The following is a 20556-nucleotide window of genomic DNA, read 5'->3' on the forward strand; positions in this document are numbered from 1 at the left end:
TTTTTTTTGATCTCGCGCCTGGGCCTGGGGCTCCGCGATGCCCGCGCACTCGATCGCCGGTCACGATGCTCGGCCGCAGATGCCGCACGACCGCAGGGCCTGAGAGAACAGCGCAACGGCCCTGCCCCACTGCACCAGGCAACCGAGCCGCGGTGCACTCCGCGTTGCCGCAGCCGCCTGCGCGCGTGCGCGCAGGACCCTGTGGGCGCGGCGCGCCTACACCGCCATGTCGGGTGGCGCGATGCCGTACTGGCTCGCCAAGCGCGCCAATGCGATCGCATCCTGGATCTGCAGCTTCTCGAACAACCGCGATTTGTGGGTATTGACGGTCTTCGCACTCAGACTCAGGCGTTTGGCGATGTCTTCCTGCCGCAACCCGTGCAGCAGTAGCATCGCGACCTCGAGTTCGCGGCTCGACAGCGCATCGAACGGCGTTCCATCGCCGTCGACGCCGGCCAGCGCCAAGTTCTGCGCGATGGTGCTGGCGAGATAACGCTTGCCGCGCGCGACATCGCGCACCGCACGCACCAGTTCGCCGGCATCGCCGCCCTTGCCCACATAGCCCGAAGCGCCGGCTTCGATCAGCCGCCGTGGCATCGGGCCGTCTTCGAGGATCGACACCACGATCACCCGTGTCGGTGCGCCACCGCGCACGATGCGCTCGGTGACCTCCAGGCCACTGACTCCGGGCAGGTGCAGGTCGCACAGCACGATGTCGGGCTGCAGCTTGCGAATCTGCGGCAGCGCCTCCTCGCCGCTCTGGGCCTCGCCAACGACCTCGATATCGTCTTGGCCGTCGAGGATCATGCGCATGCCAGTGCGTACCAATGCATGGTCGTCGACCATGAACACACGAATCTTCATCCTTGTTGTCCCGTTGTATTCCCCAGAACGAGGCTAAGCGTTGCGTCGCGGTGGCCGCAAGTCGGAGAAATCCGACCGCAAGGTCAGTGGGTGCCGCGCTCGCGCGTCATCAGGACCCGAAGGTCGTCGACCATCTGTGCGACCGGCTGATCGTACTGGAAGGCCAGTTGCAGGCGGCCGTCGGGCCCGATCACGTAGTTCACCATCGTGTGGTCCATCGCATACGACGACCGGGTGGGCACCTGACGGTAAGTCACGCGGAAGATCTGCGCTGCCAGCCGCGTCTGCAGCGCATCGCCGCGCAAGGCGACGATGCCGTCGCCGAATGCACGCACGTATTCCTCGAGCACCGCGCCGGTGTCGCGCTCGGGATCGACGGTGACGAACACGATCCGCAGCCGTTGACCGTCCGCGCCCAACGCGCGGCGCACCTGGGTGGCCTTGAGCAGGCTGGTCGGGCAGACCTCGGGACAATGGGTATAGCCGAACGACAGCAGGACGTAGTCGCCGCGGAAATCGCCCAGGCCACGCGGGTGGCCGTCGGTGTCCTGCAGGTCCAGGCTGCGCCCGTACGACACACCCGACAGGTCGGTGCCGTGGAACGGGCCGGCAGGCGGCGACGCACAGGCCGACAGCGCGAGCGCGAGACAAAGAACGGGCGGCAGCAACGATCGCACGGGGACGTTTGAGGGTTCGGGAAGGACAACCACAGCGCCGCGTGAGCGCCAGGCCCCATGATTCTAGGCGCTGTGCGCTGAAGGCCCGGTTGCGACCGATCGTCGCAGCCCCGCGCGGCGGCCCGGGCGCGGGGTCGAAGACCAGCTACAGGGTGCGCAACCGCGCGATCGCCGCGTCGAGCGTGGCCGGATTCTTGGCAAAGCACAGCCGTGCCAGCCGCTGGCCCTGCGGGGGCTGGGCGTAGAACGGCGAGAGCGGGATCGCCGCCACGCCCTCGTCGGTCGTCAGCCAGCGGCAGAACGCCGCGTCGTCGAGGTCGCTGACCGCCGAGTAGTCGACGAGCTGGAAGTAGCCGCCGGGCACCGGCAATGGCCGCAGACGGGTCGTCGCCAACTGCGCAGCGAAGGCGTCGCGCTTGGCCTGGTAGAACGCGCCCAGTTGCTCATAGTGCTCGGGTTCCTCGCGCAACATGGCCGCGAACGCGTGCTGGGCCGGCGCGAACGTGCAGAACACGTTGTACTGGTGGACCTTGCGAAACTCCGCGCTCAGCGCCGGCGGCGCGATGCAGTAGCCGAGCTTCCAGCCGGTGCAGTGATAGGTCTTGCCGAAGCTCGAGACCACGAATGCACGCTCGCGCAGCGCCGGATAGCGCAGTGCCGACTCATGGCGCGCGCCATCGAAGACGATGTGCTCGTAGACCTCGTCCGACAGCAGGTAGATGCCGGTCTCGGCGACGATGTCGGCGATCGCCTGCATATCGTCGGCATCGAACATCGCGCCCGAGGGGTTGTGCGGGCTGTTGACGATCAGCAGGCGGGTACGCGGCGTGATCGCCTCACGCACACGCTGCCAGTCCGGCGCGAAGGTGGTCGGATCGAGCGGCACGTGCACCGCGACCGCGCCCGCCAGCTCGATCGCCGGCTCGTAGCTGTCGTAGGCCGGGTCGAGCACGATCACTTCCTCACCGGCGCGCACGACCGCGTGGATCGCATTGAACAGCGCCTCGGTCGCACCGCTGGTCACGGTGACCTCGGTCTCGGGATCGGGACAATGGCCGTAGACACGCGCCGTCTTCTCGGCGATCGCCTGGCGCAGCGCCGGGATGCCGGTCATCGGCGCATACTGGTTGTGGCCGGCACGCATCGCCTCGGCGAGCGCGTCGACCAGACGCTGGGGCACCTCGAAATCCGGGAAGCCCTGCCCGAGATTGACCGCGCCGTGCTCGGCCGCCAACTGCGACATCACGGTGAAGATCGTGGTGCCGACCTTGGGCAGCTTGGTCCGGATCATCTGGCCTGCGTCCATCGTGAAAGGGCACCGAGTGTACGGGCCATCTGCCCCAAAACCCGGGTCAGAGTGCAATTTCACCAGGAAATTGCACTCTGACCCCGGTTTTGGGGTGCTCGTCGGGGGCGGCATTGACCCAGCGCAATGCCGGGGGCGTCGGCAGTCCCTAGAATGCACGTCCGACGCGGCCCTTCTGCCCGCCGACCGCCTGCCCGATGCCCGCTGCCGTTCCGCCCCTGCTCGCCACCCGCGGCCTGCGCTTCTCGCGTGACGAGCGTCCGGTCTTCGGGCCGTTGGACTTCGCGGTGCAGGCCGGTGAGGCACTGCTGGTACGCGGCGGCAACGGCGTTGGCAAGACCACGTTGCTGCGCGTACTGGCGGGATTGCTCGAGGCCGACGACGGCACGGTCGAAGTCGCCGGCCGCCCGATCGCCCGCGCAATGCGCGCCGGCACCATGGCCTACCTGGGCCACCTGCCCGGATTGAAGGCCGACCTGGACGCGGTCGAGAACCTCGCGTTCCTGGCGCGCCTGCAGGGCTGCCGGACGAGCCAGACGGCCGAGCGTGCGCTCGGGGTCGTCGGCTTGGCCGCGCACGCGCATCTGTTGGTGCGGCAGATGTCGGCCGGCCAGAAGAAGCGGCTGTCGCTGGCGCGGCTGTGGATGTCGCCCGCCCCGCTGTGGCTGCTCGACGAGCCCTACGCCAATCTCGACCTGCAGGGCATCGAGCTGGTCAACCGCATGGTCCGCGCCCAGCTCGACGACGGCGGCGCGGCGCTGGTCACCACCCACGGCGCCTATGCCGCGCCGCCGGTGCGCACCCGCGAGCTGTGCCTGGACGCGGCGGCATGAGCGCGCCGCTGCCGACGCTGGCCGGCAGTGCCCGGGCGCTGATCGCGCGCGATCTGCGACTGCTGTGGCGCCGGCGCGGCGACGCGTTCCAGCCGGCGCTGTTCGCGCTGATCGTCATCGTGTTGTTCGCGCTGGCGCTGGGCAGCGACGCGGCGATGCTGGCCCGGGTCGCGCCGGGCGTGCTGTGGGTCGCGGCGCTGCTGTCGGGACTGCTGGCGCTCGACACGCTGTTCCGCGGCGATGCCGACGACGGCTCGCTCGAGCAGTGGATGCTCGCCCCGGTCCCGCTGGCCTGGCTGGTGCTGGTGCGCACGGTGTCGCATTGGGCGACCACGACCTTGCCGTTGCTGCTGGCCGCGCCGCTGCTGGCCGAACTGCTGGGGCTGCCCCGCGCGCAGCTCCCGGTGTTGCTGGCGGGACTCGCGCTGGGCACGCCGCTGCTGAGCCTGCTCGGTGCGGTCGTCGCCGCGCTGACCATCGGCATGCGTCGTTCCGGTATCCTGTTGGCGCTGCTCGCACTGCCGCTGTACGTCCCGGTGCTGGTGTTCGGAGCCGGCAGCGTGGCGATCTCGGCCCAGGGCCACGATCCGACCGGCGGCCTGCTGCTGCTCGGCGCCGGCCTCGTCGCCGCCGTGGTGTTGGCGCCCGTCGCCGCCGCCGCCGCCATCCGCATCGCGCTGACCTGAGGTCATGCAGCCAATGACCGCCACCGACGCGCCACCGTTCCGCTCGCGGCCGAAGACCATGCCGCACGCTCCCGCCAGCCCGTTCACGCCAGCACGCCCGCCCGCATGAATCCCATTGTCCTCTGGTTCCATCAGCTCGGCTCGCCACCGACCTTCGACCGCTTCGCGCGGCGCTGGGCACCGTGGGCCTATGGCCTGGCGCTGCTGACGATGGCCGTCGGCCTGTACGGCGCGCTGTTCCAGGTCCCGGCCGACTACCAGCAGGGCGACAGCTTCCGGATCCTCTACATCCATGTGCCCAGCGCCTGGATGAGCCTGGCGGTGTTCGCGCTGATGGCGCTCTACGGCGCGATCGCGCTGATCTGGCGGATCAAGCTGTGCGAGATCCTGGCGATGGCCTGCGCGCCGATCGGGGCGGCCTTCACCGTGATCACGCTGGTGACCGGCTCGATCTGGGGCAAGCCGATGTGGGGCACCTGGTGGGACTGGGATCCGCGCCTGACCACGCAGTTGATCCTGTTGTTCCTCTACCTCGGGGTGATCGGCCTGTACCAGTCGATCGAGGACCGCCGCACGGCCGCACGCGCGGCATCGCTGCTGGCGATCGTCGGCGTCGCGCTGCTGCCGATCATCCGTTACTCGGTGGTGTGGTGGGACTCGCTGCACCAGGGCCAGACGATCCGCGTGTTCGGCGAGTCGAGCATGGACGCGAGCATGATCGGCCCGTTGCTGTGGATGATCGTGGCGACCAAGTTCTGGTTCGTCGGGTCGCTGCTGGCGCGCGCCCGCGCCGACAACCTGCGCCGCGAGGCGGGCAAGGACTGGGTGCGGCGGATGGCCGGCGCACCGGGAGAACGCGCATGAGCTATCTGGAATACGTCGTCGCCGCCTACGCGGTGTTCGCAGCCGTGCTGGTGTGGGACTTCGTCGCCCCGCGCATCCGCATCGCGCAGACGCTGCGTGCGGTCCGCACCCTTGAGGCGCGCCGCCAGGCCGCCGTCGTCCCCGCCCCCGATACGGAGCTGACCCGATGAACCCCGTCCGCAAACGCCGCCTGGGCTTCGTCGTCGCGCTCGCCGCCGCCGGCGCGTTGTCGGCCACGCTGATCGCCTTCGCGTTGCAGCGCAACGTCTCGTATCTCTATACCCCGGCCGAGGTACTGGCCGGCACCGCCGGCCCCGCGGTCGCCTCGGGCGAAGCGCGCTTCCGCCTCGGCGGCATGGTCGCCGATGGATCGTTCTCGCGCGCCACCGGCTCGATGGAGGCGCACTTCCGCGTCACCGATGGCGATGCCGAGCTGCCGGTCAGCTACACCGGCATCCTCCCCGACCTGTTCCGCGAGAACCAGGCCGTCGTCGCCACCGGGCGCATGGCCGACGGCGTATTCGTCGCCGAGCAGGTGCTGGCCAAGCACGACGAGACCTACGTGCCCAAGGAAGTCGCCGACAAGATGGGCCTGGCCCACGACAAGCACGGGGTCGCGACGCCGGCCGAGGCCGCGCAATGACGGCGATGGTCTGCGGGCCGCGCCCGGAGCGCACCGATGCTGCCTGAACTCGGTCAGATCACCCTGCTGCTGGCGCTGGTCGCCTCGCTGCTGCAGACCGTGCTGCCGCTGCTCGGCGCGCGGCGCGGCATCGCGCCGTGGATGGCGACCGCGCGACCGGCCGCTTACGCGCAGGCGATCCTGCTGCTCGCCGCCTGGGTGCTGCTCACCGTCGCCTTCATGGTGCAGGACTTCTCGGTGCGCTACGTGACCGACAACTCCAACCTGCTGCTGCCGATGGTCTACCGGATCACCGCGGTGTGGGGCGGCCATGAAGGCTCGCTGCTGCTGTGGGGCTTTCTGCTGGCGTGCTGGAACGGCGCAGTGGCCTGGGGCTCGCGCGACGTGCCCGACGTGGTGCTGGCCCGCGTGCTCGGGATCATGGGCGCGATCTGCTTCGGCTTCCTGGCGTTTCTGATCTTCACCAGCAATCCCTTCGACCGCATCCTGCCGATGCCGCTCGACGGCCGCGATCTCAACCCGCTGCTGCAGGACCCGGGCATGATCGTGCACCCGCCGATGCTCTACATCGGCTATTCGGGCTTCATGGTGCCGTTCGCATTCGCGATCGCCGCGCTGCTCGACGGTCGCATCGATGCGCGCTGGCTGCGCTGGACGCGGCCGTGGACCAACGTGGCCTGGGCGTTTCTGACCATCGGCATCGCGCTCGGCTCGTGGTGGGCGTATGCGGAACTGGGCTGGGGCGGCTGGTGGTTCTGGGATCCGGTCGAGAACGCCAGTTTCATGCCGTGGCTGGCCGGCGCGGCGCTGATCCATTCGCAGGCGGTGACCGAGAAGCGCGGCAGCTTCCACGGCTGGACGCTGCTGCTGGCGATCGCCGCATTCTCGCTGTCGCTGCTGGGCGCATTCCTGGTGCGCTCGGGCGTACTGACCAGCGTGCACAGCTTCGCGGCCGACCCGGCACGCGGCCTGTTCATCCTGGTGTTCCTGGGGGTCGTCGTCGGCGGCTCGCTGCTGCTCTATGCGCTGCGCGCGCCGGATGGCCGTGGCGGCAAGCCGTTCACAGCGACTTCGCGCGAAACCCTGCTGTTGGCCAACAACCTGCTGCTGGTCACGGCGTGCGCGATGGTGCTGCTGGGTACGCTGTATCCGCTGCTGGCCGACGCGCTGGACCTGGGCAAGATCTCGGTCGGTCCCCCGTACTTCTCGCTGCTGTTCCTGGTGCTGATGGCACCGCTGGTCCTGCTGCTGCCGTTCGGGCCACTGACCCGCTGGCAGAACGACGCGGCCAGCCGCCCGCTGCGCATGCTCGCGCCCTGGGCGGTGCTGGCGCTGGTGCTCGGCGCGATCGGTTTCTATGTGGCCCCGCAGGGCCCGTGGAAGGTCGCGATGGGCATCGCGGGTGCGGTGTGGGTCGCCGCCGGCACGCTGCGCTTCGTCTGGGTGCGGCTGCGCACCGGCTCCAAGCGCTTCACGCCCGAGATGACCGGCATGCTGCTCGGCCACCTGGGCATCGCGGTGTTCCTGGTCGGCGCATTGCTGGTCGAGGCGCTCAATGTCCAGCGCGAAGTCGCATTGGCGCCCGGTCAGACGCTGGAGATGGGCCGCGATGCGTTCGTGCTCGACGGCGTCGAGCACCACGAGGGACCGAACTACATTTCCGACCGCGGCACCGTGCGCATGCTGCGCGACGACCGCCTGGTCGCCACGTTGCATCCCGAGAAGCGTGCCTATGTCAGCGGCGGCCAGGTGATGACCGAGAGCGCGATCCAGGCGGGGGTGACCCGCGACGTCTATGTCGCGCTCGGCGAGCCGCTCGGCGGCGGCGCCTGGGCGCTGCGTGTGCACGTCAAGCCGTTCGTGCGCTGGATCTGGGCCGGCGCGTTCCTGATGGCGCTGGGGGCGTTCATTGTCGCCGGTGATCGCCGTTTCCGCCGTCCGCCGTCGCCGCGCAGGGAGCCGTCCGCATGAGCACGTCCCCGACCCGTCGCTCCCGCGGCCGCTGGTTGCCGCTGGCGGTCTTCGCGGCAATCGCCGTGCTGCTCGCCGCGGGCGTCTGGCTGAGCCGCAATCCCAATCGCGACGCCCTGCCCTCGCCGCTGATCGGCAAGCCCGCGCCCGACTTCCGCCTGCCGGTGCTGCATGAGCCGGGCCGGATGGTGACCGCGGCCGAGCTGCGCGGCGAACCCTACCTGCTCAACGTCTGGGGCAGTTGGTGCCCAGGCTGCCGCGAGGAACATGCGGTGATCAGCGAGTTCGCCAAGACCAAGCGCGTGCGCGTGATCGGCTACAACTGGAAGGACGAGCACAGCGATGCGCTGCGCTGGCTCGAGCAGTTCGGCAATCCGTACTGGCTGGTGCTGGTGGACTACGAGGGCCACGCGGCGATCGACTGGGGCATCTACGGCGCACCGGAAACCTTCCTGGTCAACGGCGACGGCACCATCGTCTGGAAGTACGTCGGCCCGATGACCCCCGAGGTGCTGCGCACGCAGCTGCTGCCGCAGGTCGAACGGCTGGAGGCGCCATGATCCGTGCGCTCTTGCTCGCACTGGCCCTGTGCCTGGCCTGGCCGCCCGCGGCGCGCGCGCAGGCCGCCGTCGATCCGGCGCCACTGACGTTCGAGAACGCCGCCGAGGAAAAGCGCTTCCGCAGCCTGATCCTCGAATTGCGCTGCGTGATGTGCCAGAACCAGTCGCTGGCCGATTCCAATGCCCAGATCGCCCACGACCTGCGCCGTGAAGTGCTCACGCTGATGCGTCGCGGGCAGAGCGATGCGCAGATCCGCGAGCATCTGGTCGCGCGCTACGGGGAATTCGTGCTCTATCGCCCGCGGGTCGGGCCGGCGACCTGGCTGCTGTGGTTCGGCCCGTTGCTCGTGCTCGGCGCCGGTGGCGTGGTGATCTGGCGGATCGTGGCCGCGCGTCGTCGCGAGCCGTTGCCGCCGATCGATGAACCCCAGGAGTGGTAATGGCCGTTTTCGTTGCGATCGCGATCTGCATCACGCTGGCGACCGTCGCCATGCTGGTCCATGCCCTGCGCACCGGTGCGCCGCGCGTGGCGCTGGCGGTGGCCGTGCTGGTGCCGGTGCTGGTCGGCGGCCTGTACACCATCGTCGGCACCCCCGCCGCGCTCGATCCGCAGTCGCTGCGCGCGCCCGGTTCGCTGGAAGAGGCGATCACCCGCCTGCAGGCCGACCTGGAACGCGACCCGCGCCAGCCCGAGGGCTGGCTGCTGCTGGGCCGCAGTTATGCGGCGATGCAGGAGCCGGGCAAGGCGCGCGATGCGATCGAGCGTGCGGCCAAGCTGCTGCCCGACGACGACGCGCTGCAGGTCGAATACGCCCGGGCCCGCGCCGAGGCGCATCCGCAGCGCCGCTTCGACGATACCGCCGTCGAGATCCTGCGCACGGTGCTCGCGCGCAACCCCGAGCAGCAGCACGCGCGCTGGTTCTTGGGCATTGCCCAGCGCCAGGCCGGCGACGACGCGGCTGCGGTCGCGACCTGGGAGCCGCTGCTGGCCCAGCTCGACGGCGAGACCGCCGCGACTTTGCGCGAGCAGATCGCCGCCGCACGCGAGGCTGCGGGCATGCCCGCGTCGACCGCCCCGGCCACCGAGGCGACGGCCGCGGTCCCGGCCCGCGCACTGCACGTGCGCGTGCGCATCGCAGGCGACGCTGCGGCCCTGGCTGCGCGACTGCCGCCCGAGGCCAGTGTGTTCGTGATGGCGCGCCAACCCGGCGGCCCGCCGATGCCGGTGGCCGCGCAGCGCCACCGCCTGTCCGCGCTGCCGCTCGACATCGTGCTCGATGACGGCGACAGCCCGATGCCGACCCAGCCGCTGTCGGCACTCGACGAGGTCGAAGTCATCGCCCGGATCGCGGCCCGCGGCATCGCCGACCGCAGCGCCGACGACCTGGAATCGGCGCCGGTGCGCGTGAGCCTGCCCACCACGGACACGATCGAGCTGGTGATCGAGGCGCCCCGCCCCTAGCGGCGAGGCGGACGCCCGGCGATGGCTTTTCGCCGGGCGAACCGCGATCATGCAACGCCACGCGCCACCGGCCCGCCATCGCGCCTCCGGGCGCCAGATCCGATGACCGAATTCATCCCGCCGGGCAGCCGCTTCGTCGCGCTGCCCTCGCCGTTCGCGATGAAGCGCGGCGGCATGCTGCACGGCGCACGTGTCGCCTACGAGACCTGGGGCCGGCTCGATCCCGCTGCCGGCAATGCGATCCTCATCGTCACCGGCCTGTCGCCCGACGCCCACGCCGCCGCGCATGGCGATGACCCATCGCCCGGCTGGTGGGAGGCGATGGTGGGTCCCGGCCGTCCGATCGATACCGACCGCTGGTTCGTGGTCTGCGTCAATTCGCTGGGCAGTTGCAAAGGCTCCACCGGCCCGGCCTCGATCGATCCGGCCACCGGCGCGCCCTACCGCCTGGCGTTCCCCGATCTGTCGATCGAGGATGTCGCCGACGCCGCCGCGCACGTCGTGCGGGCGTTGGGTATCGCGCAACTGGCCTGCGTGATCGGCAACTCGATGGGCGGCATGACCGCGCTGTCGCTGCTGGCGCGCCACCCGGGCCTGGCGCGCACGCACGTCAACATCTGCGGCGCGGCGCGCGCACTGCCGTTCTCGATCGCGATCCGCTCGTTGCAGCGCGAGGCGATCCGGCTCGACCCGATGTGGAACGGCGGCGACTACAGTGATGCGGCCTACCCCGAGAGCGGCATGCGCATGGCACGCAAGCTCGGCGTCATCACCTATCGCTCGGCGCTCGAGTGGGATGGCCGCTTCGGGCGCGTGCGCCTGGAGTCGGACCGCCGCGACGACGAGGATCCGTTCGGTCTGGAGTTCGAGGTCGAAAGCTATCTCGAAGGCCATGCGCGCCGCTTCGTGCGCCGCTTCGATCCCAACTGCTATCTCTACCTGAGCCGATCGATGGACTGGTTCGATATCGGCGATCACTGCGGCGGCGATACCGATGCCGGCCTGGCAGCGCTGCGGGTCGAGCGCGCGCTGAGCATCGGCGTGCACACCGACATCCTGTTCCCGCTGCAGCAACAGCGCCAGATCGCCGATGGCCTGCGCGCCGGCGGTGTCGATGCACAGTTCCTGCCGCTCGAGTCGCCGCAGGGCCACGATGCGTTCCTGGTCGACATCGCCCGCTTCGGGCCGGCGCTGCGCGGCTTCCTCGATGCGCTCGCGACCTGAGCGCAGAGCCGCGACACGGCGCATCGATCGCAGCGGCTAGACTGGACCGCATGCTTGAAGCCACGCCACCACTGCCCGACATCCGCTATCCCGGCCGCGACCGGCTGATCGCCGCGGTCGACGCCGCGCTCGTCCACGATGACGCGCACGCTGTCACCGCTGCACTGCGCGAGACGATGCAAGCCTTGATCCGCGATCCTGCGGTGCGTCTGCCGCCCTGCGTGCACGCGCCGGTCGACGGCCATTACGCACGCCGCGAGCTCTACCGCAGTCCGCAGCACGGCTACAGCATCGTCGCGATGACCTGGGCCCCGGGCCAGGGCACGCCGCTGCACGATCACGACGAACTGTGGTGCGTGGAGGGCGTGTGGCACGGCACGCTCGAGATCGTGCAGTACGAATGCCTCGGGCGGGATGGTGCGCGCCACCGCTTCCGGCCGGCGAGCACCGTGCAGGCGCAGACCGGCAGCGCCGGCAGTCTGATCCCGCCGCACGAGTACCACATCATCCGCAACGCCGACCCCGCGGTGGTCGCGGTTTCGCTGCACATCTATCAGGCGCCGATCCTGCGCTGCGCGCTGTTCGACCCACAGGGCGGGGACTGGTATCTGCGCCGCGAGACGATCATGCAAACCGACGCGTTCGATTCGGCCGACTAGCTGCGCACGCAGATCAGTACGCCGCGACGGCAGACACCGCTAGTCGAGCAGGCGCTCGACCTCCACGCGCAGGATCTGGCCGCCCTCGTCGAGCCAGGCCCGGCCCTGCACGACGATACCGTCGCCCTGATGCGCCCGGTCGACCAGGCCGTCCTCGATCGGCCCGCCGGAGGCCGCATCGAAGCGCATCTGCTGCGGCAGCCGCGAGACCGGTTGGGGCACATCAGGTCGCAACGCCGCCGGCTGTCCCTCGACGTCGGATACCATGTAACCGTTGGGACAGGGCGCACGCACGCAGCGGATGTTGCTCAAGTGCACACGGAAGACGCCCTGCGCCAGACGCAACTGCCCGGACGGCTGGGCCGGTACCCGCAACACCGCAGGATCGAGCACCCGTTCGCCAACGGGCTCGGCGGCGCCCATGTGCCGCCCGGACGGGCTCGCGCATGCGGCCAGTGCCAGGAGCAGCATGCCGACCGGCACCGCCACGAGCCCTCGCCCCAAGCGGTCCCCGCGCTCGCGTCCACGTCGACTGCCCACCATGCCCGTCTCCTGCTGCCACCGGCACGCGCCGGCCCGCGGAGCATGCCAGAGGGGATGTTCGAATTTCGCGAACGCAGGTGTCCGCTTCCATGCCGGACGATCCGCTATACTCGCCGTCCGCGCCGGAGTGGCGGAATGGTAGACGCAGTGGACTCAAAATCCACCGCCTTTAAAAGCGTGCGGGTTCGAGTCCCGCCTCCGGTACCAGCAGGCCGCATGCCAACGGGTCTGGACGCCGTCCTGGCGTCACATCATCGGTGACCCGAGCCCGGAACGCGCGGCACGGCGCCGCATTCGACTAGCATCGGCGCATGTGCCTGATCGCTATCGCCTGGAATACTCGCCCCGACCTGCCGCTGGTGCTGATCGCCAATCGCGACGAGGCGCACGCGCGGCCGACCGCGGCGGCCGGTGTCGATCCCGAGGCACCGGACGTGTTCGGCGGCCGTGACCTGCAGTCGGGTGGCAGTTGGCTGCAGGTCTCGTCCCGCCGCCGGCTGGCAGCAGTGACCAATGTCCGCGCGGGCGTGGCGCCGGAGACCGCGCGGTTGTCGCGTGGCTGGCTGGTGCGCGACTTCGTCCGCGGCGACGCCTCGGCCGAGCGCTTCGCCCATGCGCTGGCCGACGACGCCGCGGGCTACGGGCGCTTCAACCTGCTGTTGTGGGACGGTGACGCGCTGTGGTTCGCCAGCAACCACCCCCGCTTCGCGGTTGCCGAGGTCGCCCCGGGACTGCACGCGATGTCCAATGGCGCATTCGACGCGCCCTGGCCCAAGAGCAACGCGGCCACACGCACTTTGCAAGACTGGCTCGCGGCATCGTCTGGCGCTTCAGGCGCTCTGGAGCCACTGTTCGCCGGCCTGCGCGACGTGCGTCCTGCCGACGACGCGCAATTGCCCGACACCGGCGTCGGCCTTGCGCTGGAACGGCGCCTGTCGCCGCCGTTCATCGAGGATCCGATGTACGGCACGCGCAGCAGCACGGTGGTCCTGGCCAGCGCCAACGACATCATGTTCGCCGAGCGGCGCTTCGCGCCGGGTGGTGTACCGACAGGCGAGACCCGCGTGCAGCTCGGACGCTGACCGGCAGCTATCGGATCACGGCGTCGGCCATGGCCACCAGCCATGCCCGGTCAGCGCATAGCGGTCGGCCGCGCGTTCGAAGCGGTTGCGCACGCTGATGCCCCCGCACAGCAGATACAACGGCAAGAACAGCGGACCGAGCACCATGTACTGGAAGACATGGGCGCGCTCGTGATCGCCCAGGCGGATCGGCGCTTGCACGCACAGCGCGGCGCGATGCGCGTAGGTACTGCAGGCACGGTCGAGCGAATCGCCGGTATGCAGGATCGTGTTGCCGAACGTGATCGCCCCGCCCGGCCCCCAGGGCCAGCGATCGAACACCAGTGCGCAGTCGCCATCACGCCAGCGGGCCCGTGCGCCGAACGGCAGGCCGGCCAACCCGCCGAGCAGGCCGATGGCGGTATTGGGCAGCGTCCAGATCGCGCCCAAGGCCAGCAACAGCGCGCGCAACGGAGTCGGCAGGCGTCGCCAGCGCAGCATCGCCTCAGGTCTCGCCTTCGGGCATCAGCAGCCACAGCAGCAGGTAGACCAGTACGCCGGGAAACGCTGCAGAGAGCACCGACACCACGACATAGAGCGCGCGCACCAGTGTGGCATTCCAGTCGAACCTGCGTGCGACGCCGCCCAACACGCCGGCCAGGACACGGTCGCTGCGGGAACGGCTCAAGCTCGGGACGGGCGTGGACATCGATCGGCTCCTGGCGAAGGGGAAAGACAGCGGACGACGGCGCACTCAGTCGCGCTGCGCAAGCCAGTCGCAGATGGCCGCAGGCACCTGCACCTGCGCGCGTCCGGACACGTAGATGCCGATATGCCCGCCGCGGAACGAAAGCTCGGCGTAATCCTCGGTGCCGACCAGCCCCTGCAGCGCGCGCGATGCGTCGGGCGGCACCATGTGGTCCTGCTCGGCGTAGATGTTGAGCACTGGCATCGTCACCTGCGCCAGGTCCACCGCGCGTTCGCCAATCACCACGCTGCCGGCGACGAAGCCGTTGTCCTGGTAGAACTGGCGCACGAACTGGCGGAAGGCCTCGCCGGCCTGATCGGGCGAATCGAAGATCCACTTTTCCATGCGCAGGAAGTCCTCGACCGCCTTCGGATCGTCGAGGATGTCGACCAGCCCCACGTACTTGTGCACCAGCAGCCGCCACGGCTTCATCATCAGGTAGCAGGCATTCATCATGTCGGCCGGCACGTTGCCCAGCGTCTCGACGAACAGGTCGACATCCAGATCCCGCGCCCAGTGCGCGAGCATGTTGTCGTCGGTGTGGAAGTCCACCGGCGTGACCATCGTGATCAGGTTGCGCACGCGCTCGGGATGAAGCGCCGCATAGCTGAGTGCGAATGTCCCGCCTTGGCAGATGCCCAACAGGTTGATCGCGGGCAGCCCGAAGCGACGGCGCAGATGATCCACCGCACCGCCCAGGAAGCGCTCGATGTAGTCCTCCAGCGTGAGGAACCGGTCGGAACGATCGGCATAGCCCCAGTCCAGCACGTAGACGTCCTGCCCGCGCGCCAGTAGCCCGGCGACGATCGAGCGGTCGGCCTGCAGATCGATCATGTAGGGTCGGTTGACCAGCGCATAGGCGACCAGCAGCGGCGTGCGCGAGGTCGCTGCCTGCGCGCCGACGAAGCGATACAGCACGACCTTGCCGTCGCGCCAGACCTCTTCCCGGGGCGTGGCCCCATAGTCCACGTCGCCGACTTCGCGCAGCGTCGTCAGGCCGGCCAGAAGCTTGCGCTGGACCCTGAGTGCCTCCTCGGCGATGCCTTCGGGCGTGATCCGCACCGGTCCTGCCATCTCAGCGCTTCCGGGTCCGCGGCTTGGCGGATGTCAGCGGTGCGGGCGCCTGCGGGATCGCCGCCGGCCAGTTCTTGGCCGTGGCCGCACGCTTGGCCGGCGCACGCTGCGCGCTCGAACGCTGCGCCGCCCCGGTCTTGCGCGCCGTCTGACGGGGGGCGGTCTTGGCGGCTGCCTTCTTCGGCGCGCGCCTTGGCCGTGCGGGCTTGGCCGGCGCTTGGCTGGACGCGGTCGCCGGTGCGGGTGTGTCCGACACGGCCGCGTTGCGTACCGGTCGCGCAGTGCGACGCGGCGATGCGGTCCGGACCGCGCGCGCCTTGCGCGGCGGCTCTGGCGCAGCGGGCTCCGAGTCGACCTCCTCCAGACGATCGCGCAACCGGCGCACGGTCCGCTCCAGATCGACGATCTTGCGATGCGCGCCATCGAGTTCGCTGCGCGTGGGCAGGTCGAGCAACCGGCAGGCCTGCTCGACCTCGCGCTGCACCGCCTGGCGCAGGCGCATCTGCCCGGCGACCATCTGCGCATACGCGCCGCGGAAGCCCGGCGACAATGCAACCTCGGCATAGGCCTCTTCAGCGGCTTCGACCCACAGGTCGAACAAGGCCCGTGGCGACTCGATCGTCACGGCCTCGGCATCGAGCTCCGACAGCCGGCGCTCGAAACGTGCGAACGCGGCCTGCGAGGCCTGCAACAGCAGTCCCTGATAGGCCTGCTGCGTCTTGGGGTACTCGGCGAACGCATCGAGCAGCGCCTGCCAGCGCACCTGGTGCTCGCGCGACGGCCCGAACGCGGCCCAGGGTCCGACAGCGCCCCCATCGCCGCGCAGCGCATCGACCACGGGCTGCAACGACCGCAGCCAGCCGTCCCAGCCCTCGATGCCGGTGCCGCCCAGTCCGCCGAACATCTGTGCGAACGGATTGGCCGTATCGCCACCCAGCGCCTCGCGCCAGGCCCGCGCGACGGTCTCGGGCGACGGGCGCTGGCCGGCAAATCCCTCGGCCATGCCCTGCATGCGCGTCCACCAGTCGCCGGCCTGCCGGTTGAAGCGCCGCAACACGTCCTCCACGCCCGCGTTACCGCTGGGCGACGGTGGCACCCAGGCCTCGAACATCGCCCGCCAGGGCTCGGACGGCCGGGCGGCCGCGCCACTGGAGAAGCCGGCAAATCCACCCGGCGCAGCGCCGGGCATCGTGCGTTGCAATGCCGACTGCCAGGCATCCCAGTAGCGGCGTGCGAGCTGCTCGAGTTCCTCACCCGGCTCCGCCGGGCCCCACGCATCGTTTGCCATCGTTCGCTCCCGCCGCGATGGCCCGATCATAGCAACAGCTGCGTCGCGCCCGCCGCAATCACATGCCGCCTTCCCAGCCGCCTTGCGCCCTGCCCTAAGGCTTGGGGATACGCAGCGTCTTGCTGATCATCAGCGACCCCGACAGCACGAACATCAGCACCAGCGGGTGCAGCGACCACGGCCCGATCCGCACGTCGCCCAGCCACAGCGCATCGCCGATCCGGCCCTGCGCTGCCGCGATCGCGAGCACCACCACCAGCAGCAGACTGCTGGGGATCGGCGTGCCCTCGAAGAACTTCACCTTGTCGCCGCCATCGGCCAGAGTCTCGGCGGTGACGTTGTAGCGGGCCAACCGGCTGACGCCACAGCCGACGAAGAAACTGAGCACGATCCAGTCCCAACCGCCCTGCATACCGCAGGCGTAGGCCAACGCTGCCGGCGCCAGACCGAACGAGATCACGTCGGCCAGCGAGTCGAGCTCACGCCCCAGCGTGGAGGCGACCTTGCGCCAGCGCGCGATGCGGCCGTCGAGCGCGTCGAACACGAACGCCAGCGGAATCAGCGCCATCCCGATCAGCAGATCGCGCACACCGCCGTCCTGCAGGAACCGCATCGCCGCGAACACCGCGCCGGTGCCGCAGAAGGCGTTGGCCAGCGTGAACCAGTCGGCCAGATGGAAGTCGCGCAGCATCGAGAAATGGCGAGGGCGGTGCATCGAGACTCCAGGGCTGGGAGGGCATCGGTATCGGTATCGTGCCGCGGTGCCGGGCAGGCGCATGTGATCGCCGCTTGACAGAATGATATCTCATCGATATCACTTGGAGAACTCTCTGGGAGATGCCGCATGAAAGAGAATCCGATCCGCTCCTTCCCCGGCATCCCGGTGGTGGCCCTGCAACTGGTCGCGATCGCCGCGTGCGGCTGGCTGATGCTCTCCACCGGCGGCGCCCTGCCCGTGCTGGCGGTCGTGGCCGCGCTGCTGATCGCGTTCTCCGCACTCGGCCTGTACATGGTCGAGCCCAACCAAGCCGCGGTGCTGAGTCTGTTCGGCCGCTATGTCGGTACCGCGAAGGACAACGGGCTGCGCTGGAACAACCCCTTCCTGACCAAGAAGAAGGTGTCTTTGCGCGTGCGCAACTTCGAGAGCGGCCGACTGAAGGTCAACGAGCTCGACGGCAGCCCGATCGAGATCGCGGCGGTGATCGTGTGGCGCGTGGTCGACTCGGCCGAAGCGGTGTTCAACGTCGACAACTACGAGAGCTTCGTGCACATCCAGTCCGAAGCGGCGCTGCGCGCGATGGCGACCAGCTATCCCTACGACCAGCACGAGGACGGGCAGATCTCGCTGCGCAGCCACCCGGTCGAGATCTCCGACCGGCTCAAGGAACACCTCGACGAGCGCCTGGCATCGGCGGGCGTGGACGTGCTCGAGGCGCGGATCAGCCACCTGGCCTACGCCCCGGAAATCGCCCACGCGATGTTGCAGCGCCAGCAGGCCAACGCGGTGATCGCGGCGCGCACGCGGATCGTCGCCGGTGCAGTGGGCATGGTCGAGATGGCGCTGTCGGAACTGCAGAAAAGCGGCGTGGTCCAGCTCGACGAGGAGCGGCGTGCGGCGATGGTCAGCAACCTGCTGGTTGTGCTGTGCGCCGACCGCGGCACCCAGCCGGTGGTCAACGCAGGCTCGCTGTACTGATGGCCGCCCATCATGTCGTCGCGCTGGTGTTCGCGATCTTCGCGCTGCCGGCGTTCGTGTTCGCTCGCTGGCTGGGCGACGGCCGGCTGCCACTGGCCGGCCACAGCCGCATGACCGTCCGCGACAAGGCCTTGCTCGACAGCCGGCTGGCACGGTTGATGCGGATGGTCGGCGTGGCCACGCTGGCCACTGCGACCGGTATCGCGCTGTGGGGCGATGACGACCGCCGGCTGTCGATCCTGGCGGTGGTCATGGTGGTCGTGGTCAACGGGCTGGCAATTGCCTTCGTTTACACCGTCGCCAGCAGCAAGCGGCGCGCACGCGGCGGGCGCGGGTGAGCCCCCGCAAGGCCTATCCGCTGCGGATCGATGCCACGGTGCTGGCGGCGGTGCAGCGCTGGGCCGATGATGAGCTGCGCAGCGTCAACGCGCAGATCGAGTACGTCCTGCGCGATGCGCTGCGCCGGGCCGGCCGGTTGCCGCCACCCGGGCCACAGCCCGATCGCACCCCATCAGCATCCAAGGGAGATTCGCATGAGTGAGCGCTGGCAGTACAAGGTGCAGGAGATCAAGCCGGGCATGTTCGGTCTGAAGACCGAAACGGTCGAAGCCGAGCTGCAGGCGCTCGGTCAACAGGGCTGGGAACTGGTCGACGTGGTGCAGGCCGCGCCGTGGCAACCGATGGTGTTGTTCATGAAGCGCCGGGCATGAATGTCATCGCGGCGCCGCGCGTCCGCCAGGACCTGCGTGTGGCAGTGGCGCTCGCTGCGGCAGCGGCGCTGTCGACGGTCGCGGTGTTCCCCTATTTGATGCAACTCGCCCCGGGCCGGGTCGAGGCGTTGCCGGTGCCGCTGCCGGCCCTGATCGCGATCCAGGCGATGCAGATGTTCGTGCTCGCCACCCTGCTGGCCTGGGCCGGGTTGCGCATGGGCCATCGGATCGGACTGGGTGCGCCGCTGCTGCAGCGTTGGCTCAACCGCCATGGCCAGGCGCGGCTGGCGCCGCTGCAACCCTGGCGCGCCGCCGGCCTGGGTGCTGCCGCGGCCGTGGTCGTGCTGGCCTTGTCCGCGCTGCTCGACCCGCTGCTGCTGCCTCCGGCCAAGGTCGCGATGCAGGACATCGACGGCGCGCGCAGCGCGATGTACGGCCTGCTCGCCTCGTTCTACGGCGGCATCGTCGAGGAACTGCAACTGCGACTGTTTCTGATGACCCTGCTGGCCTGGGCCGCCACTTGGCTGCTGCGACGCGACCACGGGTACGACGGCAGCTTGCCACCCGCGGCAGCGTGGAGCGCGATCCTCGGGGCGGCGCTGTTGTTTGGTGCTGGCCACCTGCCGACAGCGGCCGGCGTCTGGGATCTCGATGCCGGCGTGATCGCGCGCACGGTGTTGCTCAACGCGCTCGCCGGCGTTGCGTTCGGCTGGCTGTACTGGAAGCGCGGTCTGGAGATGGCGATCGTGGCCCACTTCACGGCCGATCTCGGGCTGCACGTACTGATGCCGCTGCTGATGCCGCACACGGCGCTGTGAGCACCGGCGCCTGCGAGCGTCGTGCGCGGCCGGGGCCCGGCCGCTAAGCTCGCACGATGCGTCGACCGCCTGCTGCCGTTCTGTTCAACACCCCGGACATCGAGCTGTGGCCGGCCACGCTGCTGCGTGCGCGTGCCAACCGCGATGCCCGCGTGCTTGCGCGCGCGTCGTGGGTGCTGCGGCGCAAACGCGACGGCCGCTATCTGGCCGCGCTGCTGCCCGAGGGGCTGATGCCGCTGCTGCCCGACTGGCGCCGCACCGCCGGGCTCGATGCTGCGCTGGACCTGCTCGACACATCGCCGTCCTCGATCCCCTCCACTCCGCCCGACACACTGCCGGTGGCGCGGTTGCAGGCGCGCCTGGACGGCCTGGGCATCGAGGCGCACGCCTACGCCGCCCACACCGGCCTGTCGCTGGTGCCCGAGCCGACCTGGCTGGCCTTCGCCGGCGTCGACCGCTATCTAAGGCCGCTGTGGCTGGAGGCCAAGGCGGCCCGCGCCTGGGCGCGGATGCGCGAGGCCGCATGGGGCGACGGCATCGTGCTGGAGGCGATTTCCGGCTACCGCAGCCACGACTACCAACTCGGCATTTTCGAGCGCAAACGCGCCCGCGGCCTCGATGTGGACGCCATCCTCGAAGTCAACGCCGCCCCGGGCTACAGCGAGCACCATTCGGGCAGCGCGCTCGACATCGGCACGCCCGGCGAGCCCAGCGCCGAGACCTCATTCGAGGCGACACCGGCGTTCGCCTGGCTGACGCGCCACGCGGCCGAGCACGGCTTTGCAATGAGCTACCCGCAGGGCAATCCCCACGGCATCGTCTACGAGCCGTGGCACTGGCGCCACCGCTGACGCGGCCGGGCGCGTCAG

27 protein-coding genes and 1 tRNA gene are annotated in these 20556 nt (G+C 69.8%); 19 read left to right on the forward strand and 9 right to left on the reverse strand.

Annotated elements, in window-relative coordinates:
- Nucleotides 1-216: 216 nt before the first annotated feature.
- The 3 genes from WAF18_RS16085 to WAF18_RS16095 all read right to left on the reverse strand — a co-directional run bounded on the left by WAF18_RS16085 (nucleotide 217) and on the right by WAF18_RS16095 (nucleotide 2832).
- Nucleotides 217-864: a response regulator gene (locus tag WAF18_RS16085; protein ID WP_337246006.1), complete on the reverse strand. Its 648-nt coding sequence runs from the start codon at nucleotides 862-864 to the stop codon at nucleotides 217-219.
- 83 nt (nucleotides 865-947) lie between these two features.
- Nucleotides 948-1532 carry an SCO family protein gene (locus tag WAF18_RS16090; RefSeq protein ID WP_337246007.1) on the reverse strand — a complete coding sequence of 195 codons (585 nt, stop codon included), beginning with the start codon at nucleotides 1530-1532 and terminating at the stop codon, nucleotides 948-950.
- A 154-nt stretch (nucleotides 1533-1686) separates the two neighbouring features.
- On the reverse strand, nucleotides 1687-2832 hold the full coding sequence (locus WAF18_RS16095) for a pyridoxal phosphate-dependent aminotransferase (RefSeq protein WP_337246008.1): 1146 nt from the start codon (nucleotides 2830-2832) through the stop codon (nucleotides 1687-1689).
- A gap of 212 nt (nucleotides 2833-3044) precedes the next feature.
- On the opposite strand from WAF18_RS16095, the gene ccmA reads away from it, so the two are divergent.
- The 11 genes from ccmA to WAF18_RS16150 all read left to right on the forward strand — a co-directional run bounded on the left by ccmA (nucleotide 3045) and on the right by WAF18_RS16150 (nucleotide 11749).
- The gene (gene ccmA, locus WAF18_RS16100; protein ID WP_337246009.1) at nucleotides 3045-3680 is read left to right on the forward strand and encodes a heme ABC exporter ATP-binding protein CcmA; all 636 of its coding nucleotides are present in this window, start codon (nucleotides 3045-3047) and stop codon (nucleotides 3678-3680) included.
- Nucleotides 3677-4366, forward strand: coding sequence for a heme exporter protein CcmB (gene ccmB / locus WAF18_RS16105; protein WP_183425759.1), 690 nt, complete (start codon nucleotides 3677-3679; stop codon nucleotides 4364-4366). Before ccmA ends, ccmB begins: the two co-directional genes overlap by 4 nt.
- A gap of 105 nt (nucleotides 4367-4471) precedes the next feature.
- Nucleotides 4472-5230 (forward strand): heme ABC transporter permease, encoded by a 759-nt coding sequence (locus WAF18_RS16110; protein WP_337246010.1) that lies wholly within the window; start codon nucleotides 4472-4474, stop codon nucleotides 5228-5230.
- Nucleotides 5227-5400, forward strand: a complete 174-nt coding sequence (gene ccmD / locus WAF18_RS16115) for a heme exporter protein CcmD (protein WP_183425761.1) — start codon at nucleotides 5227-5229, stop codon at nucleotides 5398-5400. The genes WAF18_RS16110 and ccmD overlap by 4 nt, the downstream gene beginning before the upstream one ends.
- Entirely contained in the window at nucleotides 5397-5873 is a 477-nt protein-coding gene (gene ccmE, locus WAF18_RS16120; protein ID WP_337246011.1) for a cytochrome c maturation protein CcmE, read from the forward strand. Before ccmD ends, ccmE begins: the two co-directional genes overlap by 4 nt.
- Nucleotides 5874-5909: 36 nt before the next feature.
- Nucleotides 5910-7844: a heme lyase CcmF/NrfE family subunit gene (locus WAF18_RS16125; protein WP_337246012.1), complete on the forward strand. Its 1935-nt coding sequence runs from the start codon at nucleotides 5910-5912 to the stop codon at nucleotides 7842-7844.
- A complete protein-coding gene (locus WAF18_RS16130; RefSeq protein ID WP_337246013.1) occupies nucleotides 7841-8404 on the forward strand; it encodes a DsbE family thiol:disulfide interchange protein in 564 nt (187 codons plus the stop codon). Before WAF18_RS16125 ends, WAF18_RS16130 begins: the two co-directional genes overlap by 4 nt.
- A complete protein-coding gene (locus WAF18_RS16135) occupies nucleotides 8401-8844 on the forward strand; it encodes a cytochrome c-type biogenesis protein (RefSeq protein WP_183425765.1) in 444 nt (147 codons plus the stop codon). Before WAF18_RS16130 ends, WAF18_RS16135 begins: the two co-directional genes overlap by 4 nt.
- On the forward strand, nucleotides 8844-9866 hold the full coding sequence (locus WAF18_RS16140) for a tetratricopeptide repeat protein (protein ID WP_337246014.1): 1023 nt from the start codon (nucleotides 8844-8846) through the stop codon (nucleotides 9864-9866). Before WAF18_RS16135 ends, WAF18_RS16140 begins: the two co-directional genes overlap by 1 nt.
- A gap of 102 nt (nucleotides 9867-9968) precedes the next feature.
- Entirely contained in the window at nucleotides 9969-11090 is a 1122-nt protein-coding gene (locus tag WAF18_RS16145) for a homoserine O-acetyltransferase (protein ID WP_337246015.1), read from the forward strand.
- A 50-nt stretch (nucleotides 11091-11140) separates the two neighbouring features.
- Nucleotides 11141-11749 (forward strand): cysteine dioxygenase family protein, encoded by a 609-nt coding sequence (locus WAF18_RS16150; protein ID WP_337246016.1) that lies wholly within the window; start codon nucleotides 11141-11143, stop codon nucleotides 11747-11749.
- A 39-nt stretch (nucleotides 11750-11788) separates the two neighbouring features.
- Here the strand turns inward: WAF18_RS16150 and WAF18_RS16155 are convergent, their stop codons facing one another.
- Entirely contained in the window at nucleotides 11789-12220 is a 432-nt protein-coding gene (locus tag WAF18_RS16155; RefSeq protein WP_337246017.1) for a hypothetical protein, read from the reverse strand.
- A gap of 193 nt (nucleotides 12221-12413) precedes the next feature.
- Between WAF18_RS16155 and WAF18_RS16160 the strand changes: the two genes are divergently transcribed.
- Together WAF18_RS16160 and WAF18_RS16165 are read left to right on the forward strand one after the other, a co-directional pair.
- Nucleotides 12414-12499, forward strand: a tRNA-Leu gene (locus WAF18_RS16160).
- 104 nt (nucleotides 12500-12603) lie between these two features.
- The gene (locus tag WAF18_RS16165) at nucleotides 12604-13374 is read left to right on the forward strand and encodes an NRDE family protein (protein WP_337246018.1); all 771 of its coding nucleotides are present in this window, start codon (nucleotides 12604-12606) and stop codon (nucleotides 13372-13374) included.
- Between the two features lie 15 nt (nucleotides 13375-13389).
- Here the strand turns inward: WAF18_RS16165 and WAF18_RS16170 are convergent, their stop codons facing one another.
- From WAF18_RS16170 to WAF18_RS16190, 5 genes are all read right to left on the reverse strand, one after another.
- Nucleotides 13390-13854 carry a hypothetical protein gene (locus WAF18_RS16170; protein WP_337246019.1) on the reverse strand — a complete coding sequence of 155 codons (465 nt, stop codon included), beginning with the start codon at nucleotides 13852-13854 and terminating at the stop codon, nucleotides 13390-13392.
- Between the two features lie 4 nt (nucleotides 13855-13858).
- Entirely contained in the window at nucleotides 13859-14062 is a 204-nt protein-coding gene (locus WAF18_RS16175; RefSeq protein ID WP_337246020.1) for a PspC domain-containing protein, read from the reverse strand.
- A 45-nt stretch (nucleotides 14063-14107) separates the two neighbouring features.
- Nucleotides 14108-15175 (reverse strand): class III poly(R)-hydroxyalkanoic acid synthase subunit PhaC, encoded by a 1068-nt coding sequence (phaC, locus tag WAF18_RS16180; protein WP_337246021.1) that lies wholly within the window; start codon nucleotides 15173-15175, stop codon nucleotides 14108-14110.
- A 1-nt stretch (nucleotide 15176) separates the two neighbouring features.
- A complete protein-coding gene (locus WAF18_RS16185) occupies nucleotides 15177-16463 on the reverse strand; it encodes a poly(R)-hydroxyalkanoic acid synthase subunit PhaE (RefSeq protein WP_337246022.1) in 1287 nt (428 codons plus the stop codon).
- A 94-nt stretch (nucleotides 16464-16557) separates the two neighbouring features.
- A complete protein-coding gene (locus tag WAF18_RS16190; protein WP_337246023.1) occupies nucleotides 16558-17178 on the reverse strand; it encodes a CDP-alcohol phosphatidyltransferase family protein in 621 nt (206 codons plus the stop codon).
- 129 nt (nucleotides 17179-17307) lie between these two features.
- On the opposite strand from WAF18_RS16190, the gene WAF18_RS16195 reads away from it, so the two are divergent.
- Genes WAF18_RS16195 through WAF18_RS16220 form a run of 6 tightly spaced genes read left to right on the forward strand, consistent with a single transcriptional unit; the run spans nucleotide 17308 to nucleotide 20538 of the window.
- A complete protein-coding gene (locus WAF18_RS16195) occupies nucleotides 17308-18159 on the forward strand; it encodes an SPFH domain-containing protein (RefSeq protein WP_183425776.1) in 852 nt (283 codons plus the stop codon).
- Nucleotides 18159-18497 carry a hypothetical protein gene (locus WAF18_RS16200; RefSeq protein ID WP_337246024.1) on the forward strand — a complete coding sequence of 113 codons (339 nt, stop codon included), beginning with the start codon at nucleotides 18159-18161 and terminating at the stop codon, nucleotides 18495-18497. Before WAF18_RS16195 ends, WAF18_RS16200 begins: the two co-directional genes overlap by 1 nt.
- Entirely contained in the window at nucleotides 18494-18700 is a 207-nt protein-coding gene (locus WAF18_RS16205) for an Arc family DNA binding domain-containing protein (protein ID WP_337246025.1), read from the forward strand. Before WAF18_RS16200 ends, WAF18_RS16205 begins: the two co-directional genes overlap by 4 nt.
- Nucleotides 18693-18869, forward strand: a complete 177-nt coding sequence (locus tag WAF18_RS16210) for a DUF4177 domain-containing protein (RefSeq protein ID WP_183425779.1) — start codon at nucleotides 18693-18695, stop codon at nucleotides 18867-18869. Before WAF18_RS16205 ends, WAF18_RS16210 begins: the two co-directional genes overlap by 8 nt.
- Nucleotides 18866-19687 (forward strand): CPBP family intramembrane glutamic endopeptidase, encoded by an 822-nt coding sequence (locus WAF18_RS16215; RefSeq protein ID WP_337246026.1) that lies wholly within the window; start codon nucleotides 18866-18868, stop codon nucleotides 19685-19687. The genes WAF18_RS16210 and WAF18_RS16215 overlap by 4 nt, the downstream gene beginning before the upstream one ends.
- 56 nt (nucleotides 19688-19743) lie before the next feature.
- On the forward strand, nucleotides 19744-20538 hold the full coding sequence (locus tag WAF18_RS16220) for a M15 family metallopeptidase (protein ID WP_337246027.1): 795 nt from the start codon (nucleotides 19744-19746) through the stop codon (nucleotides 20536-20538).
- Nucleotides 20539-20556: the final 18 nt, after the last annotated feature.

It is taken from the genome of Luteimonas sp. gir (genome assembly GCF_037198055.1).
GTDB lineage: Bacteria > Pseudomonadota > Gammaproteobacteria > Xanthomonadales > Xanthomonadaceae > Luteimonas > Luteimonas citri_A.

What these genes read in the sequence shown, in the direction of transcription:
- WAF18_RS16085 (WP_337246006.1), bottom strand. Translation starts at nt 864, where the DNA reads ATGAAGATTCGTGTGTTCATGGTCGACGACCATGCATTGGTACGCACT.
- WAF18_RS16095 (WP_337246008.1), bottom strand. Translation starts at nt 2,832, where the DNA reads ATGATCCGGACCAAGCTGCCCAAGGTCGGCACCACGATCTTCACCGTG.
- ccmA (WP_337246009.1), top strand. Translation starts at nt 3,045, where the DNA reads ATGCCCGCTGCCGTTCCGCCCCTGCTCGCCACCCGCGGCCTGCGCTTC.
- ccmB (WP_183425759.1), top strand. Translation starts at nt 3,677, where the DNA reads ATGAGCGCGCCGCTGCCGACGCTGGCCGGCAGTGCCCGGGCGCTGATC.
- WAF18_RS16110 (WP_337246010.1), top strand. Translation starts at nt 4,472, where the DNA reads ATGAATCCCATTGTCCTCTGGTTCCATCAGCTCGGCTCGCCACCGACC.
- ccmD (WP_183425761.1), top strand. Translation starts at nt 5,227, where the DNA reads ATGAGCTATCTGGAATACGTCGTCGCCGCCTACGCGGTGTTCGCAGCC.
- ccmE (WP_337246011.1), top strand. Translation starts at nt 5,397, where the DNA reads ATGAACCCCGTCCGCAAACGCCGCCTGGGCTTCGTCGTCGCGCTCGCC.
- WAF18_RS16125 (WP_337246012.1), top strand. Translation starts at nt 5,910, where the DNA reads ATGCTGCCTGAACTCGGTCAGATCACCCTGCTGCTGGCGCTGGTCGCC.
- WAF18_RS16130 (WP_337246013.1), top strand. Translation starts at nt 7,841, where the DNA reads ATGAGCACGTCCCCGACCCGTCGCTCCCGCGGCCGCTGGTTGCCGCTG.
- WAF18_RS16135 (WP_183425765.1), top strand. Translation starts at nt 8,401, where the DNA reads ATGATCCGTGCGCTCTTGCTCGCACTGGCCCTGTGCCTGGCCTGGCCG.
- WAF18_RS16140 (WP_337246014.1), top strand. Translation starts at nt 8,844, where the DNA reads ATGGCCGTTTTCGTTGCGATCGCGATCTGCATCACGCTGGCGACCGTC.
- WAF18_RS16145 (WP_337246015.1), top strand. Translation starts at nt 9,969, where the DNA reads ATGACCGAATTCATCCCGCCGGGCAGCCGCTTCGTCGCGCTGCCCTCG.
- WAF18_RS16150 (WP_337246016.1), top strand. Translation starts at nt 11,141, where the DNA reads ATGCTTGAAGCCACGCCACCACTGCCCGACATCCGCTATCCCGGCCGC.
- WAF18_RS16155 (WP_337246017.1), bottom strand. Translation starts at nt 12,220, where the DNA reads ATGCTGCTCCTGGCACTGGCCGCATGCGCGAGCCCGTCCGGGCGGCAC.
- WAF18_RS16165 (WP_337246018.1), top strand. Translation starts at nt 12,604, where the DNA reads ATGTGCCTGATCGCTATCGCCTGGAATACTCGCCCCGACCTGCCGCTG.
- WAF18_RS16170 (WP_337246019.1), bottom strand. Translation starts at nt 13,854, where the DNA reads ATGCTGCGCTGGCGACGCCTGCCGACTCCGTTGCGCGCGCTGTTGCTG.
- WAF18_RS16175 (WP_337246020.1), bottom strand. Translation starts at nt 14,062, where the DNA reads ATGTCCACGCCCGTCCCGAGCTTGAGCCGTTCCCGCAGCGACCGTGTC.
- phaC (WP_337246021.1), bottom strand. Translation starts at nt 15,175, where the DNA reads ATGGCAGGACCGGTGCGGATCACGCCCGAAGGCATCGCCGAGGAGGCA.
- WAF18_RS16185 (WP_337246022.1), bottom strand. Translation starts at nt 16,463, where the DNA reads ATGGCAAACGATGCGTGGGGCCCGGCGGAGCCGGGTGAGGAACTCGAG.
- WAF18_RS16190 (WP_337246023.1), bottom strand. Translation starts at nt 17,178, where the DNA reads ATGCACCGCCCTCGCCATTTCTCGATGCTGCGCGACTTCCATCTGGCC.
- WAF18_RS16195 (WP_183425776.1), top strand. Translation starts at nt 17,308, where the DNA reads ATGAAAGAGAATCCGATCCGCTCCTTCCCCGGCATCCCGGTGGTGGCC.
- WAF18_RS16200 (WP_337246024.1), top strand. Translation starts at nt 18,159, where the DNA reads ATGGCCGCCCATCATGTCGTCGCGCTGGTGTTCGCGATCTTCGCGCTG.
- WAF18_RS16210 (WP_183425779.1), top strand. Translation starts at nt 18,693, where the DNA reads ATGAGTGAGCGCTGGCAGTACAAGGTGCAGGAGATCAAGCCGGGCATG.
- WAF18_RS16215 (WP_337246026.1), top strand. Translation starts at nt 18,866, where the DNA reads ATGAATGTCATCGCGGCGCCGCGCGTCCGCCAGGACCTGCGTGTGGCA.
- WAF18_RS16220 (WP_337246027.1), top strand. Translation starts at nt 19,744, where the DNA reads ATGCGTCGACCGCCTGCTGCCGTTCTGTTCAACACCCCGGACATCGAG.